15 protein-coding genes are annotated in these 14,923 nt (G+C 48.6%); 6 read left to right on the top strand and 9 right to left on the bottom strand.

Annotated features, from left to right (window positions below; translation table 11 throughout):
• Window positions 1–15 precede the first annotated feature (15 nt).
• Together K6J72_RS02680 and K6J72_RS02675 are read right to left on the bottom strand one after the other, a co-directional pair.
• Window positions 16–696: a di-trans,poly-cis-decaprenylcistransferase gene (locus K6J72_RS02680; RefSeq protein WP_221280414.1), complete on the bottom strand. Its 681-nt coding sequence runs from the start codon at window positions 694–696 to the stop codon at window positions 16–18.
• Complete coding sequence (locus K6J72_RS02675; protein ID WP_221280412.1) at window positions 689–3,505, bottom strand: FAD-binding and (Fe-S)-binding domain-containing protein; 2,817 nt, start codon at window positions 3,503–3,505, stop codon at window positions 689–691. Before K6J72_RS02675 ends, K6J72_RS02680 begins: the two co-directional genes overlap by 8 nt.
• 106 nt (window positions 3,506–3,611) lie before the next feature.
• Here K6J72_RS02675 and K6J72_RS02670 point away from each other — a divergent pair, with 106 nt between their 5' ends.
• From K6J72_RS02670 to crcB, 3 genes are read left to right on the top strand one after another with little or no spacing between them, the layout of a single operon-like run.
• A complete protein-coding gene (locus K6J72_RS02670; protein ID WP_221280411.1) occupies window positions 3,612–3,929 on the top strand; it encodes a rhodanese-like domain-containing protein in 318 nt (105 codons plus the stop codon).
• Window positions 3,929–4,594 (top strand): uroporphyrinogen-III synthase, encoded by a 666-nt coding sequence (locus K6J72_RS02665; RefSeq protein ID WP_221280409.1) that lies wholly within the window; start codon window positions 3,929–3,931, stop codon window positions 4,592–4,594. Before K6J72_RS02670 ends, K6J72_RS02665 begins: the two co-directional genes overlap by 1 nt.
• A gap of 39 nt (window positions 4,595–4,633) precedes the next feature.
• Complete coding sequence (crcB, locus tag K6J72_RS02660; RefSeq protein WP_221280407.1) at window positions 4,634–5,020, top strand: fluoride efflux transporter CrcB; 387 nt, start codon at window positions 4,634–4,636, stop codon at window positions 5,018–5,020.
• Here the strand turns inward: crcB and K6J72_RS02655 are convergent.
• Entirely contained in the window at window positions 5,001–5,735 is a 735-nt protein-coding gene (locus K6J72_RS02655; protein WP_221280405.1) for an EI24 domain-containing protein, read from the bottom strand. The genes crcB and K6J72_RS02655 overlap by 20 nt on opposite strands.
• A 131-nt stretch (window positions 5,736–5,866) precedes the next feature.
• Between K6J72_RS02655 and K6J72_RS02650 the strand changes: the two genes are divergently transcribed.
• From K6J72_RS02650 to efp, 3 genes are read left to right on the top strand one after another with little or no spacing between them, the layout of a single operon-like run.
• The gene (locus K6J72_RS02650) at window positions 5,867–6,781 is read left to right on the top strand and encodes a peptidylprolyl isomerase (RefSeq protein WP_221280403.1); all 915 of its coding nucleotides are present in this window, start codon (window positions 5,867–5,869) and stop codon (window positions 6,779–6,781) included.
• A gap of 9 nt (window positions 6,782–6,790) precedes the next feature.
• Window positions 6,791–7,714, top strand: coding sequence for a class II fructose-bisphosphate aldolase (locus tag K6J72_RS02645; protein WP_221280400.1), 924 nt, complete (start codon window positions 6,791–6,793; stop codon window positions 7,712–7,714).
• Window positions 7,715–7,730: 16 nt separating this feature from the next.
• Entirely contained in the window at window positions 7,731–8,294 is a 564-nt protein-coding gene (gene efp / locus K6J72_RS02640) for an elongation factor P (RefSeq protein WP_221280398.1), read from the top strand.
• A 45-nt stretch (window positions 8,295–8,339) separates the two neighbouring features.
• On the opposite strand, the gene K6J72_RS02635 is transcribed toward efp, so the two are convergent.
• Genes K6J72_RS02635 through K6J72_RS02610 form a run of 6 tightly spaced genes read right to left on the bottom strand, consistent with a single transcriptional unit; the run spans window position 8,340 to window position 14,896 of the window.
• Entirely contained in the window at window positions 8,340–8,912 is a 573-nt protein-coding gene (locus K6J72_RS02635) for a hypothetical protein (protein WP_221280395.1), read from the bottom strand.
• 10 nt (window positions 8,913–8,922) lie between these two features.
• Entirely contained in the window at window positions 8,923–10,047 is a 1,125-nt protein-coding gene (locus K6J72_RS02630; protein ID WP_221280393.1) for an ABC transporter permease, read from the bottom strand.
• On the bottom strand, window positions 10,040–11,095 hold the full coding sequence (locus K6J72_RS02625) for an ABC transporter permease (RefSeq protein ID WP_221280392.1): 1,056 nt from the start codon (window positions 11,093–11,095) through the stop codon (window positions 10,040–10,042). The genes K6J72_RS02630 and K6J72_RS02625 overlap by 8 nt, the downstream gene beginning before the upstream one ends.
• Window position 11,096: 1 nt before the next feature.
• Entirely contained in the window at window positions 11,097–12,086 is a 990-nt protein-coding gene (locus tag K6J72_RS02620; RefSeq protein WP_221280391.1) for an HlyD family secretion protein, read from the bottom strand.
• Window positions 12,087–12,095: 9 nt separating this feature from the next.
• Window positions 12,096–13,610 carry a TolC family protein gene (locus K6J72_RS02615; protein WP_221280390.1) on the bottom strand — a complete coding sequence of 505 codons (1,515 nt, stop codon included), beginning with the start codon at window positions 13,608–13,610 and terminating at the stop codon, window positions 12,096–12,098.
• Entirely contained in the window at window positions 13,610–14,896 is a 1,287-nt protein-coding gene (locus K6J72_RS02610) for a hemolysin family protein (protein WP_221281075.1), read from the bottom strand. Before K6J72_RS02610 ends, K6J72_RS02615 begins: the two co-directional genes overlap by 1 nt.
• Window positions 14,897–14,923: the final 27 nt, after the last annotated feature.

Here is a 14,923-nt window from a genome sequence, read left to right as displayed (position 1 = left end):
GCTCGCCCCTTTTTGCTACACCTTACCAAATTTGCGTTGTCTTTGGTTAAATGAAGCGATGATTTGCGCCAAATGCTCGGGTGTAAAGTCGGGCCACAACACGGGACTAAAAAACAACTCGGCATAGCTAGATTGCCACAGCAAAAAATTAGACAGGCGCATCTCCCCCCCTGTGCGCACCAACAAATCCACATCGGGCAAGCCAGCGGTGTCTAAATGCGCCCCGATGAGCTCTTGCAAATCTCCCTTTAAGCCACGCTCCAATATGCGCCCACACGCCCTAGCGATCTCATCACGCCCCCCATAGTTTAGGGCTAACACCTGCGTTAAGGCCGTGTGTGTGGCGGTTTCCTGCTCCAAATTTAAAATGGTCTTTTGCAGGGTGGGGCTGAACTTCTTTAAATTGCCGATCGCCTTGAAGCGGATTTTATGCTCTAAATAAGTGGGGCGTTCTTGCACGAGATATTTTTTGAGCATGCGCATTAGAAACTCCACTTCGGTTTTGGGGCGACTCCAATTCTCGGTAGAAAAGGCGTAAAGCGTGAGGTAGGCGATGTGTTCTTTGGCACACCAAATGGTGATGTTTCTTAGGGCATTGATTCCCTGCTGGTGTCCATGGGTGCGGGGTTTGCCCTGCAACTTTGCCCACCGCCCGTTGCCATCCATAATAATGGCTAAATGCGCTAAGTTATTCATCGCTGCACGAATCGACCAAGTAGGCAATGTGCTGGAAGGGGATGTTTGTGTGCTGGCTTAAGCCCACTTCGCAAGTGCTGGAGCTGCAAAAGCCTTTTTTAAGTTTTTTATCTTGGTAGAAGCTGGTGAAATCTAGCAGGGCGTGGTCGTTGAGCTCTGGGGTTAAAAACCCCTTATTGCCGGCAAAACCGCAACAACCCGTGTCGGTGTGCTCTACAACCTTACCACTCACGCATGCTTTAGCCAAATCCCGCATGTTCTGCGCATAGCCCAAGCGTTTGGCTGCACACATTGTGTAAAGGGCGATGTCCTCGTTTAAAGGCGTGATTTTTAAATGGGGCAACAAAAACTCTTGGATGAAAATGGGCATGTCGTAGATTTTGAGTCCCGTGTGTTCTAACTGTTCGATCAAATACGCGCTGCATGCGCTGTGGTCGATCACAATGGGGATTGCGCCATTTTGAGACAACTCTTTTAGCAATTTGGCGTTTTTCTCTGTGTTTTGTACACTCAAGTCTGGATAGTCAATGAACGCCTTGCCACAGCAAAATTTAGGCAACTCTGTCGGGTAGATCACCCCAAAGCCGGCTTTTTGGCACAGCGACTCAAAGACTTCTTGCAAGCTGCGCTGATCGGGCATTAATTTAGAGGGTGCAAACGCCCGATTGATACAAGTGGAAAAATACAGCACGCTTTGGTTGCCGGGCTTGCTGGTGAGTTTAAATTGATTCCTTCTTGGCATGTAATTTGGGACGATGGGCGTGTGGATTTTGGCGTGCAACTTTTGGCTGCACTTGTGGATAAAATTTGCCCCCAATGCCACTTGCCCCACTTGCACCGCGCCAAGCCCCACTTTTAAGCCCCCGACCACGGCACCCATGTGTTTTAAAATTTCTTTAGCCACTAGGGGGGTTTTTTCTTGTCTGCGGCTTTTAAGCGCAATCGTGGCGCTGTCAATGCCTAGCGGACAAAGGGTAGAGCACATATGGCACGCCGCACAGGTTTCATCGCTCAGATATTTATACCCCTCTAACAACTCTTCAAGTAGGGCAATGTCTGTGGCTAAACCTTGTGCCGCTTTTTTGCCCAAATAGGCGATCTCACGCTGTAAGCTTATGCGCTGGCGTGGGGTGAGCGACAAATACCGACTAGGGCAAATGCGCTCACAAAATCCACACTCCATGCAAGGCTCGATCTCGGGGGCAATGGGCACGCTCTCTTTTAAATTCTTGGCGTGGATTTGCGGGTCGTTGGAGAGAATCACATCGGGGTTTAAGAGTTTGTCCGGGTCAAACAAAGCTTTAATGCGCTCGCAAATTTGATAGGCCTTCTCACCCCACTCTAATTTGACAAAGGGGGCGACCATGCGCCCTGTGCCATGCTCGGCTTTGATCGAGCCTTGCAAAGAGGCGACCATTTGGGCTAAATCCTCCATGAGCGCGCTAAATTGCGCCCGCTCTTTGGGGTTTTCTAAAATGGGGGTGATTAAAAAATGCAAATTGCCACTCAAGGCATGCCCAAAAATCACACTATGTTCTTTAAAGCCATGCTTTTCTAACAAGCTTTGCAAGTTGGCAATTCCCTCTTGTAAATGCTCCATGTCAAAGCATAAATCCTCTGTAATCACACTCGCCCCACTGCGCCGCCGCCCCGCCACAATGGGAAAAATGCCTTTTCTAATTTTCCACCATGTGTTGTAGACTTTGGGGTCTGCGCTTTGCTCTAGGGGCAAAATTGTGGGGGCGGCTTGCAATTTTTCTAACACAAAGGTGCTGTTGGCTTCAAGGGTGCTTAGATCGGTGCTCTCAAGTTGCGCCAAAATGCACGCATAGCCCGGCTTCACCTCGTTTAACACGCTAGGCATGCCCTCCGCACCCTTCACGCTGGCTAGACACGCATAGTCCATTAGCTCGGCGGCGCTGATTTTATCCGCATTTTGTGCCAAAATTTGCACCCCTTTTAAGCTTGCCGCCAAGCTCTCGTAAAAGAGCAAGAAGCAGATTTTATAAGGGTAGTCGGGCACACAATGCAGCTCACAGCTAGAGATAAAGCCCAAAGTCCCCTCCGAACCTATGAATAAATGGCTTAAAATGTCTATGGGGTCTTCAAAATCCACAAGAGCGTTTAGACTATAACCTGTGGTGTTTTTGATTTTGTATTTCTTTTGGATCAAGGCGTGCAATTCTTCATCCTCCAGCACCTCTTTGCGCAAAGCTAATAACCCCTCTAGGAGCGGGGCGTGGCTTTGTTTAAACGCCTCCACGCTCTCTTGTTTGCTCGTGTCTAAGAGCGTGCCATCGGCTAAAACTACACGAATCGATTTCAAGGTTTTATAGCTGTTTTGTGCTACTCCGCAGCACATGCCGCTGGCGTTGTTGGCTAAAATCCCCCCCACCATCGCGGTCGCGATGGTCGCAGGGTCTGGCCCGATCTTTTTTTGGTACGCCCTCAGGGCATTGTTGGCTTGTGCTCCGATCACCCCACAACCAAGCCGCACACTTGCCCCATCGTTTTGAGGCTTGATCTCTTGCCAGCCTAAATTTGCCATCACCAACACTCCACTCCCACACGCCTGCCCGGATAAAGAGCTGCCTGCCGCCCTAAAAGTTAGGGAGGTGCTGTGTTTTTTAGCCAAAGCGCAAAGGCGCATGACCTCTGCCTCGTGGCGGACTTTGACGACCAACTCGGGGACATAGCGATAACATGACGCATCGATGCCATAGACCACTCGGCGCAAATAATCCTTATAAACACGATCGCCCAAAAACTCTTGGGCTTCTTGGTAAAATGCGGCGTAATTTTGTTGCATGTGTTGCCTTTGTTGTCAAAATAAGCCAATTTTACCACTTCTTTTGCTGTTTATCTTTGTGTGCGAAAACATGCTAAAATCCCCCGTAAAATTTTAAAGGATTTGCATGCAGAGCAGCTACACCCACCAACTCGTGGATTTAGGGCATTTTAACCCCAAGGACTATCGCGTGATCGACATCAGGGACGCAGAGAGTTACCACAAGGCGCATTTAAAAGAAGCGATCCACATGGACGACTTGAACGCCATTAAAAGGTTCGCCCTTGAACACCCACAAGAAAGGATTATTTTGCAATGCTGGCGGGGCAACACCGCTGCGCAGTACGCCAATGCTTTGCACGGGGCTGGGGTTTCTAATGTCTACTTTTTGAAGGCAGACTTTGACGACTTTAAGGCATCGGGCTTAGAAGTCCTAGAGAATTAGTGCGTCCAATTGTCGTGGTCGGCAGCACTCCCACAGGGAGTGCAAGGCCAGCGGACTTTGGCGGTGTCGGCTACTTGGCCTGTGGCCAAATTGTCTATTTGCCCTTAAATTTAGACAATCTAACCCCCCCCCTGCATTCTTTGAAAGCCTTGCTTTTCACTTCTAAACACGCCCCTTTGAGTTTAGAACACAATTTAAAAAACAGCAAAACCCTCGCCTTTTTAAAAAGCCTGCCCGTGTTTGTATTGGCACATAAAAGCGCACAAGTGGCTAAGGATTTGGGCTTTAATGTGTCCTTTGTGGGGCAAAGCGGAAATGCCACAGGTTTTTTAAGAGAAATCAAAACCCTTTTGCCCAGCCCCACGCTCTTTGTGCGTGCCAAAGAAACCGCCACAAATGCCCTAGACTTTTTACCCTCTCTCATCGCTTATCAAAACACTCCCTTAAAGTTGCCCCAAACGCAAAAACCCAAACCCCACTCTGTGCTGGTGTTTAGCGCGCCTAGCAGTTATAGGCATTTTTTGGCTAATTTTGCGTGGGATTCTAGCTACACCGCTATCGCCATCGGCACAAGCACTTTAAACGCCTTTTCTAAAAACATTTGCGCCCATTTAAGTCCACAGACCAGCCTTGAAGCGTGTATAGAGTTAGCCAAAACGCTCTAAATCTTTGCTAGTATTGGTGAAAATTTTAAAGGACTCGAGATGCATTTGATGTTTTTACTAGCCGCTTTGGGCGGTGCTGTGGGGGCGAGTTTGCGCTATTTTGTGGGCAAGATCGCGCCCACGAAGCTATGGATTTGGCAGAGTTTCCCGGTCGGCACTTTCAGCGTGAATTTGATTGGGTGTTTTGTGATCGGCTTTGCCGGGCATTTGGCGGCCAAGTCTGTGTTGGGCGATAAAATGAGCGTGTTTTTCATCACGGGGGTACTAGGGGGGTTCACGACTTTCTCTTCCTTTGGGCTAGACACCCTAAAACTCCTACAAAAACAAGCCTTCGGTGAAGCCATCGCTTATGTGGTGGGCAGCAACCTCTTAGGCTTGCTGTGCGTGGTCTTGGGCTGGGGCTTGGCTAAATTTGTGACACATTAGACTTTTGGGCTTTAATGTCTAAAAAGAAGCGGGCTAAAATGATGGTCTGTAAAAGTGTGGCGAAGAAGTTAAAGATGGGGATTAAAGAGAACAAATAAGCCATGATCGAGATTTTGTGGTGGGGCACTTTGTAGTCTCTCAGCACTTCCCGATAGGTTTCTTGATTATAAATGGAGCTGCCGATGTCAAAAGAGATCGTGTTTTTAAAGAAGAAGTAATGGGGGATGAGCGACACAAATACACCGATGATGGGGATAAAGTAGAGTGGGGCGCACACCACCAAAAACATACACAAGTAAGCAAATTGCTTTAAGAAGTGCTGGATACAACCCATGAAATCTCCAAAGTTTTCTAGGGGTAGGTTTGTGTAATCGTGGCTGTGTAGGTAGCAGATCACCACAGGGGTGTAAAAGAGAGAGATGAAGAGATTGCCGATGAGGCTGAGCATTAAAACGCTCAACAGCAACAGCACATAAGTGAACATCTTAATGGCGAGCAAGAACATGGCGGGCAAAAGTCCATTTGTGTGGGCGTAGTGATCCCAGCTTGTGGGTAAAAAGCCCTCGATGATGCGCACCATGTTGCCCCCAAAGTGGAACAAGATCACCCCCCAAAAGAGTACCCCCAAGAACACGGGCCCCAAGTTTAAAAACAACATTTTCCAGCTTAAAAAGTCTTTCCAGCTTTTGTGGATGTTTTGTAGTGGTGTTTCCATTTTTTCCTCGTATTTTTAAGATAGCCCACTTTGTAGCTTTAAGTGGTTACATTAAGTTTAGCATGCTAGAATAAACTTTTCATGCCTTTGCAAATGCAAGGCTTCAATTCACAATAAGTTTGGAGAACTTTATGGTTAAGAGAAGCGTTATGAGTTTGGTTTTAATGGGGGTTTTAGGTGTGGGCTTTGTGGGAGCTAAGACTTTAGCCACCGTGACCTTCCCCGCTCCCCAAGACACACCTACTAAGGGTAAACACCATAGGAGACACAAAGAAGCCCCCGCCAAACCTGAAGTGGTGGACATCACAGAGAGCGATTTTAATGTGATTAAACAGCGCAACCCCAATTTTGACTTTGACAAACTCAAACCCGAGCAAAAAGAAGCCTTGTTAGAACAGGCCATCAACAATTTGTTGATTGAAAGAGAAGCCAAAAAAGAGAAGTTAGACGAAACGCCAGAATTTGCCAAAAGGATGGAGGCTTACAAAAAACAACTTCTTGTCGAAACATGGGCAAAAAATAAGGCTGAAGTCATCGGCAAAGAGGACATCCCCGAGGCCAAATTAAAACAATACTACGAAGCGAATAAGGCGCAGTTTGTGCAGCAAGAAGCCCACGCCCGCCATATTTTGGTGAAAACCGAAGCTGAAGCCAAACGGGTGATCTCCGAGCTCAACAAAGTCCCCAAAAATAAAGTGGAGCAAGAGTTCATCAGCATTGCCAACAAAGAATCCATCGACCCTAACACCAAGAACAGCAAGAATGGCGGGGATTTAGGCAAATTCCAAAAAAACCAAATGGCGCCTGAGTTTTCCAATGCTGTCTTTGCACTAAGACCCGGCAGTTACACCAAAACCCCCGTTAAAACCAAGTTTGGCTACCATGTGATCTACCTCACGAGCAAAAACGAGCCCAAGACCCCCACTTTTGAGCAAGCCAAACAAACCATCATCGGTATTCTCAAAGAACACCAATTTCAAGAATATGTCAAAGGGGAGCTGGAAAAATTGCGCAAGCATGTAGAAATCAACATCGCCAAAGACTAGGGGGTTTGTATGTTAGTCACCGGCATTGAGATTTTGAGCAAGGCGCATCAAGAAGGTTATGGGGTCGGGGCGTTTAACTTTGTCAATTTTGAAATGTTGCGCGCCATTTTTGAGGCCGCCGACACTGCACAATCGCCCCTCATCGTGCAAGCCAGCGAGGGGGCGATCAAGTATCTAGGCATCGACATGGTGCTTAGCATGGTCTACACCATGAGCAAGCGCCACTCAAACATCCCCGTGGCTTTGCATTTAGACCATGGCAGCAGCTTTGAGAGCTGTAAAAAGGCGGTGGATGCGGGTTTCACCTCTGTGATGATCGATGCCTCCCACCACCCCTACAAAGAGAATTTAGAACTCACTAAAGAGGTCGTGGATTATGCCCACTCTAAGGGGGTGAGCGTAGAGGCGGAGCTGGGGCGACTCATGGGGATTGAGGACAACATCTCTGTAGATGAAAAAGACGCGGTTTTAGTCAATCCTGATGAAGCTGAAGAGTTTGTGAAGGTCAGCAAGGTGGATTATTTGGCCCCCGCCATCGGCACGAGCCATGGGGCGTTTAAGTTTAAAGGCGAGCCTAAATTAGACTTTGAACGGCTTGTGGAGGTGAAAAGACGCACAAACATTCCCTTAGTCTTACACGGAGCCAGCTCGATCCCTGAGAGTGTACGCCAAGCTTTCTTGAGTACGGGCGGGGATTTAAAGGGGGGCAAGGGTGTGCCCTTTGACTTCATCGAGCAGTCCATCAAGGGTGGGATCAATAAAATCAACATCGACACAGACTTACGCCTCGCTTTCATCGCACAGGTGCGTAAAATGGCAAATGAAAACCCCAGCGAGTTTGATTTGCGTAAGTATTTCACCCCCGGCATGGAGGCGGTGAAAGCCGTCATTGTGGAGCGCATGCGTGTGCTTGGCAGTGCGGATAAAATTTAAGGATTAAAGGAATTAAATGGCCATTGGCATGGGCGAGTTAAAAAAGAATTTGAAGATTGAAATACAGGGCGTACCTTACCGCATTGTGGAATACCAGCATGTCAAACCGGGTAAGGGTGCAGCCTTTGTTAGGGCTAAGATCAAATCGTTTTTGGACGGCAAGGTGATTGAAAAGACCTTCCACGCCGGCGATAAATGCGATGAGCCCAACTTATTGCAAAAACCCATGCAGTTTCTCTACTTTGATGGGAGCAGCTACCAGTTCATGGATACGGAAACCTACGAGCAGATTGCCCTCACAGAGAATCAAGTGGGCGATGCGCCTAAATGGATGCTCGATGGCTCACAAGTGCAAGTGCTCTTCCACAACGACAAGGCGATCTCTGTTGAAGTCGCCCAAGTGGTGGAGTTGAAGATCACAGAAACGCCCCCCAACTTCAAGGGCGACACTTCAAGTGCGAGCAAAAAACCCGCCACACTCGAAACCGGCGCGGTGGTACAAGTGCCCTTCCATGTACTCGAGGGCGAAGTGATTAAAGTCAACACGCAAACAGGCGAATACCTAGAAAAGGTCAAGTAAACCTCCCCCTTTTGTGCTCCCTTTTAGATTTCCCGTTGGGGGCTTTTAATGCCCCCCGCGCTCTTTCGTGAAGTCGTGATGGTTTTTGGTGTCGTTCTCTAAACTCACTTCATTGAAGATCTTTTTCACACCCGCAGTGATCTGCTGAATCGTTTCTGGAGCTAAAGATTTGATTTTTTCTAAAGCCACTTGGAGTTTAGTGGGGTCGTAAAAGTTTACCTGCACCAGCATGAAGACCTCTTGATTGTTCGGGTTGATGTACTCGCCTAGTTGCACGCCATGCCCCAAACTTGCAGAAATGGCTTGGATGACCTGGTTAAAAATCGCGTCATCGTAGGGCTTTTGGTGGGCGTTTTGGCTGGCAGTGTAGGTTTCTTTGAGTTTATTGGCGATGTGGACCGCCACCCTAAAGCGGGCACGCTCTCTGGCAATCACCTCCGATCGCTCCACTTGCCCATCGATCACATGGGAGCTGTCGACCCCTTGCGTGGTGTACCCACTCATGTCCTGCACCATCCAACTGGGCATGTTTTGTAAAAAGACGGCCTGTTTGGGGCCTGAACTACACGCCCCCAAAAGCAATACACTAGCTAAGGTTAAAGCAACGCGCCTAGACATTTCAATCCTTTCATTTGGTTTGGTTTATTGTCGCAAAATCCGCCCCTTGCATCCGCCACGCCCCGATCAACAGACTCCCCACAGCCAAAACAATCAAGGCGCACAGGTCATAAAGCACTGTGCCAAAGGGGGCGGCAAATTGGTTGAGCATCACAAAACCTGAAATGCCATGCGTGGCGGGGATAAGCTGCAAGGGCAGGCGTAAAAAGGCGGGGATGAGCTCAGAAGGCCAAATAAAGCCCATCATAAAAACGAGGGGTAAAGAGCTGACAAGGACGATTTGTGTAGCGTGGGCGGGCTTGGTTAAAAATGTCCCAAAGAACACCCCACAGCTTGAAACTGCAAAGAGAAAGACGAAGCCAAAGGCTAAAAGCTCCGTGGGGTGGGCATGGATGTGCACGCCATAGTAGGGGAAGAGCACGCCAAAGTAAAGTAGCATGTGGAAGAGATATAAAAATGTAAAGCACAACGAACGCGCCAAACAAACCTTTAGTGCTTCATCAAAGCTCTTAAAGCGTCTAAGGTTGGCACAAGTGATCGCCCCCACCCCGATCAAGAGTGTTTGGTGCAAAATGAAGATAAAAACATGGGCGATGGCATAGTTTAGGTAACCAAGGGAGGGGTTGTAAAGCGGGATGGTTTGCAAATCAAAGAGGTTGTGCTCTGTGGTGCGCTCGCTTAGGTATAAATCCTTGTAGATTTTGAGCTTTTGGCTTAGGGCTTGCACGGCCTTAGCGGTGGCGTGCCCGATGGTGCTGTAGATGAGAAAATAGTTGGCGTTGGCGTACAGCTCAATGCTTGCGGGGATACTTGTATAAACATGCCTTTCAAAAAATTTAGGGATCAACACAATCCCAAAGACTTTTTCTTGTTCTAAAAGTTTCTTGGCCTCTTGCATAGAGCTTGGGCGGGAAGCGACTTTCACCTCTTGGGATGCCTCGAGCATTTTGGTGAGTTGGCGGGACAGGCGGCTGTGGTCGTGATCTACAATGGCAATTTTTTGGGCTGTAACGATGTCGTTTTTATAAGGCAGGGGGTAGAGCAAGGCGTAAAAGAGCGGCCCCCCAATCACCACCACCAACACGCCAAAATGGCTGAAAATTTGCCTAAACTCTAGGGCTATGGTCCTAAACACGACAAAACCTTTTTTCAAAAATCCACAAACCCACCGGCAAAAAGAGCGCAAAGAAGGCCAAATTAGACAGCGCGCTCAAGGCTAAACCCAAACCCGCTTGGTAGTGGTCTAGGGCGATGGTGGTTTTGATGAAGTAGGTGGCGGGCAAGAGCGCACCCCAAAACTGCGCTAGGGCGGGCATGTTGTCTGTGGGGTAGGTTACGCCCACAAAGGCTAAAGAGGGGGCGGTGTAAAGCGCAATGAAGGAGGCGGTGCGGAAGGGGTCTTGGATGGTGGTGTAAAGGAAAAGCACCACACTAGAGATCGCCACCACCAAGAGCACCACAGAGAGCAGCGACAGCCCCCAATGGGCGTTGTAGGGTTTTAAATAAAAGAGCATCAACACCCCCCACGCGCTAAAAATGAGCGTGTTGAGCCCAAAAGCCGCCCACACTTCGCGACCATTGTTACAGACTTGCAAGAAGTTAAACATCCCCAAAGCCGCCAAAATTTGCCACACACAGGGCAAGATCGCTGTGAGCAAAAACTGGGCGTAGTTGTTGTGTTCGTTGTAAAGGGCGTGTAAATTTACATGTAGAGGGAAGGCCAGGGCTTTGGCGGTGATTAAATCTCCATGTATGCTAAGATTTTTAGCGACATCTTGCTTGATCTCTAAAGTGGCAAGGGTGTATAAAAAGGCGTTCATTAAGGTTTTACCCACCAAAACATACTCGGCATTGTAGTACAAGGCCACAGGGGTTTGCACGCCTAGTTTGACCTGCCGCTCTAAATTTTTGGGCAAGACCACCACGCCATAGATTTTCTTGGACGCCAAAAAGGGTTTGGCTTGATCTAAGCCGCTGTAAAAATGCGCCACATTGAGCGCGCTGTTTGCGTTGAGGGAGCGCACCATCTCGTGGCTCAGATGGCTGTTGTCTAAATCCACCACCCCGATATTAAGCCTCGTGGGGATTTGCTTGTAAAACAAAACCACCATCACCAACCCAAAGACAAGCGGGGCCACACACACCGCCAACGCAAAGCGCGGTTTGAAGAACTTCGCCCACATTTTAATCGCTAGGGATGTCCACCAACACGCTCATACCCACCCGCAAGGCTTGCATGTCCTTTAGGGGTGTGGCCTCAATGCCAAAGCTTTTCATGTCGTAACTTTGGCTGCTGTTCGTGCTTTTCCAAGTCGCAAAGTCGCCCATCACCGCAATGTGTGTTACCTTAAACTCCATGCTCTCTTTCAAGGCGGGGATGTAGCCTGTAAAAGTCTCTCCTTTTTTAAAGCGACTCAAATACTTCTCAGGCACGCTTAAATCCAACCACGCATGGGCGGTGTCGGTTACAAGCACCACAGGAAAACCCTTGGGGCTCAACTCCCCACCATAAAGCAACACATTGCTCACCTCCCCATCGATGGGGCTGTAGGCCTTTTTATCCCTTAAAAACGCCTGCACTTCATTGAGTTGCCCTAAAGCGGCTTGTTCTTTTTCTTTGGCGGCGATTTTGCTCTCATTAGACGCGCCCTCTAGGGCCAATTGGTATTGCTCGTAGGTGGCGTTTTTCCTAAAGGTTGCGCTTTGGAAGGCGGCATAGGCTTCATCGCGCTTTTGCAAACTCGCCACGCCTTTGTCATAAAGGCTTTGGATGCGTTTATAAGTTTCTTCGGCTAAATCGCTCTGCGCCTTAGCGGCTTGGTAGACATCTTTGGCACTCTTGATGGTTTGGCTTCTACTACCCTTGAGCACTTCATTGCTTAAAGCTTTGGCGGCCTTATGGCTGGAGCTGGCTTGTAATAATTTTGCCTCCGCCTCAGGGCTATCGATCGTGAAGACCAAATCCCCTTTTTTGATGAAGTCGCCCTTGTTGACAAGCACGCTCTCCACCCGCCCTGCAAGCTTAGAACTCACGCTGTACTCCCTAGCCTCTATGAAGCCTTGCAGGCGTTGCTGTTTGTGGTTGTAAACACTGTAATACACCTGCCCGAGCCAAATTAAAATCCCCACTGCCGCCAAAGCGGCTAGAATGATCGGGGTCCTTGTTGTTTTCACTCCGCTTCCTTAATAAACAAAATCGTAAAATAGGTCTGTATGCCCGCTAAGCACCATCAAATCCACCAATGCGCTGATGTATTTATAGGCGTGGGTCTTTTGCTCCACTAAAATGCCCGCCAACGAGTTGCGCGCGTCTACCACCATCGCGTTGGTCGCCATGCCCTGATTGAATGCTTCTTCTTGCAGTTTTAAGTTTTCTTTGGCGAGCTCCACACTCGTGTCCAAACTTTTATACTCTTTAAGTAAGGCTTGGCATTGTAGGTAGGTTTTATGCACCAACAGCTCCATGTCCTTTTTGGCTTGGCTCTGCAGGGCGGATGTTTGCAGTTCATCGATCTTGGCTGCCTGATAATGCATGATACGCCCATTGGGGGTTAAAATAGGCAACCTTGCCCCCACGCCCACAAACCACTCGGGGATCATGTTCATCATCGTGGAGTTGTTCTCTTTCATCAAGTACGCCCCAAAGAAATTAAAATGGGGGAGAAACTTCGCCACTTGTAATTTTGTCATTTGCCTTGCGCTCTGCTGTTTGATGGCTAGGCTTCTTAGCACGGGGTAGGAGCTTAAGGTTTCCTGCACAAAAAAATCCAAACTAGGCAAAGCTTTAGGGCGGATGTTTAAGTGTGCTGTGGGGGCAAAATGGGCTTTGGCTACGGGGATGTTTTGGCTGCTTAAAATGGTGTTGAACGCCAAAGTCGCCACCTCCAGCGCATCGTCTGCTTGCATAGACTTGGTCTTGCTTTTTTCATAGGCGACTTGGGCACTTAGGGCTTCTACTTTGGCAATTTGCCCTGCTTTTAGGCGTTTTAGGGCGTTTTGGTAGTGCTTCAAATGCCCCGCTTGCACGCCCTTAAGCACCTCATCCACCTCCATATTCAGCACCAAGCCATAGTAAATCTTCACCAACTCTTGAAAAGTGGAGAGTCTTTTAAGTCGGGAAACCTCCATCGACTCTTTGTGTGCCAAAGACGCTAACTTTGTCATGTAAAAGCGCTCTCCCCCCATATACAAGGGGTAAATGATGCTTAAAGCCCCCATCACAATGTTTTGTTTAGAGAACAAAAAAGGCTGTGTAAGACCACCCACCATACTCCCAATCCCTTGCGCCACCGCCATGCCCCCCATTTGCGCTAAGGCGGGTTGGCCTAAAAAGCGCTCCAGCCCCGTGGCAAAGTTTTGTATTTGGGCTTTGTCCGATCCGCTGAAGGGCGAAATTGTAACGGGCTTGCCTAAATGGGCGTAAAAAGCACTCAAATCAATTTCGGGCAGAAACGAAAGTTTTGCCGCTGTGCTCAACTTTTTTGCCTTCTTTTCAGCGTAGTCCTGTGCCTTAATGCCATCATAATTTGCCAATACCATGTCCCACGCTTGTTTAAGCGACACCTTTGTGGGCTCGTCGCTTTGCAAAGTCTTTAAATTGTCCGTGGGTTTGTCGGTTTCTAGAAGTTTTAAATCCGTTTGCGCCCCAAGTACGCCACTAAAAACCCCCACTAAAACTCCAAATTGATAAAAGCGCATCATAAATCCTTCTTCACGAGCTTGAGTTTGCGAATCCGCGCCTTGTCCATGTCCAAGACCTCAAAAATGCAGTGCGCATCGCCCACCACATCGCCCACCTCTGGCAACCTCTCTAGCAAGCTAAAAACATACCCCCCTAAAGTTACTTGCTCGTAGTTGTGTTCAAAGCGAAAACCCAAGAGTTCCTCCACACTTTCCAAATCCACTCGCCCATCGCACTCAAGGGTGTGCTCATCTATTTTTTTAATCCCCTCTTTGTGTTCGTTCTGCCCCTCAAAAATATCCCCCATGATTTCCTCAAAGATGTCGTCCATCGTCAGCACCCCCGAAGTGCCGCCGTATTCATCCACCACCAACGCCATGCGCCTTTTCTGTTGGTTCATTTTAATGAGGATTTGCGAAATGGACGCGCTCTCAGGCACAATCAACACCTCTTGCAACAGGTGCTTTAAATCGGGGTCTTTGCGCTCTGAAATGGGGGCGGATAAAATGTCCTTGATGTGCACGACCCCCAAAATATTATCTTTATGCCCCTCGCAACAAGGATAGCGGGTGAAGGGGTGCTTTAAAATCGTCTGTAGGTGTTGCTCGTGGGTCTGCTTGGTGTCTAGGCAAACCATGTCGTTGCGCGGAGTCATGATCTCTTTGGCACTTGTGTCCGAAAAGTCCACAGCGTTTTTAATCAGCTCTTCCTCCACATAGTCGATCACCCCGCCTTTTAAACTCTCCCCCACGATGATTTTGATCTCCTCCTCCGAGTGCGCGCTGTCTTTCTGTGGCTCGATGCCAAAGAGTTTGAGCACCAAGCGCGCCAAGAAGTCAAAGAGATTGACGATGGGATAAGAGAGCATCCAAAAGGCGTGCAAGGGACGAGCCACCCACAAAACCACGCTCTCCGCCCGCACAATGGCAATGGACTTAGGCACAATCTCGCCCAAGATCACATGCAACAAAGTGATGCAACAAAAGGCGATGGCGACACTCAAGACATGTACCACAGCGTGCAAGGCGGAAAAATGCACCCACTTATGCAACATTAAAGTGATTAAATGCGCTAAGGCAGGCTCGCCAAGCCACCCTAGCCCCAAAGAGGCGAGTGTAACACCTAGTTGTGTTGCGCTTAAATAGGTGTTGACCGAAGCGTTGATTTTTAAGGCAAGTGTGGCATTGGGGTTGCTGTGTAGACTCAATTCTTCAAGTTTGGAGCGCCTGACCTTGACAATGGCAAATTCAGAGAGTACAAAAAAGGCGTTGCACAACACCAGAAAAAGGGCGAGGGCACACATTGCAAGCGACTCGTAAACTTCCAAACA

This window comes from Helicobacter sp. NHP19-003 (assembly GCF_019703305.1).
GTDB lineage: Bacteria > Campylobacterota > Campylobacteria > Campylobacterales > Helicobacteraceae > Helicobacter > Helicobacter gastrocanis.
Note: the sequence above shows the minus strand (reverse complement) of the source record. Positions and strands in the feature narration are given on the sequence as shown.

Excerpts from the sequence above, each read along its gene's own strand:
- K6J72_RS02625 (WP_221280392.1), bottom strand. The coding sequence starts at position 11,095 with ATGTGGGCGAAGTTCTTCAAACCGCGCTTTGCGTTGGCGGTGTGTGTG.
- K6J72_RS02615 (WP_221280390.1), bottom strand. The coding sequence starts at position 13,610 with ATGCGCTTTTATCAATTTGGAGTTTTAGTGGGGGTTTTTAGTGGCGTA.
- K6J72_RS02680 (WP_221280414.1), bottom strand. The coding sequence starts at position 696 with ATGAATAACTTAGCGCATTTAGCCATTATTATGGATGGCAACGGGCGG.
- K6J72_RS02675 (WP_221280412.1), bottom strand. The coding sequence starts at position 3,505 with ATGCAACAAAATTACGCCGCATTTTACCAAGAAGCCCAAGAGTTTTTG.
- K6J72_RS02645 (WP_221280400.1), top strand. The coding sequence starts at position 6,791 with ATGTTAGTCACCGGCATTGAGATTTTGAGCAAGGCGCATCAAGAAGGT.
- K6J72_RS02635 (WP_221280395.1), bottom strand. The coding sequence starts at position 8,912 with ATGTCTAGGCGCGTTGCTTTAACCTTAGCTAGTGTATTGCTTTTGGGG.
- K6J72_RS02610 (WP_221281075.1), bottom strand. The coding sequence starts at position 14,896 with ATGTGTGCCCTCGCCCTTTTTCTGGTGTTGTGCAACGCCTTTTTTGTA.
- K6J72_RS02650 (WP_221280403.1), top strand. The coding sequence starts at position 5,867 with ATGGTTAAGAGAAGCGTTATGAGTTTGGTTTTAATGGGGGTTTTAGGT.
- K6J72_RS02655 (WP_221280405.1), bottom strand. The coding sequence starts at position 5,735 with ATGGAAACACCACTACAAAACATCCACAAAAGCTGGAAAGACTTTTTA.
- K6J72_RS02670 (WP_221280411.1), top strand. The coding sequence starts at position 3,612 with ATGCAGAGCAGCTACACCCACCAACTCGTGGATTTAGGGCATTTTAAC.
- efp (WP_221280398.1), top strand. The coding sequence starts at position 7,731 with ATGGCCATTGGCATGGGCGAGTTAAAAAAGAATTTGAAGATTGAAATA.
- crcB (WP_221280407.1), top strand. The coding sequence starts at position 4,634 with ATGCATTTGATGTTTTTACTAGCCGCTTTGGGCGGTGCTGTGGGGGCG.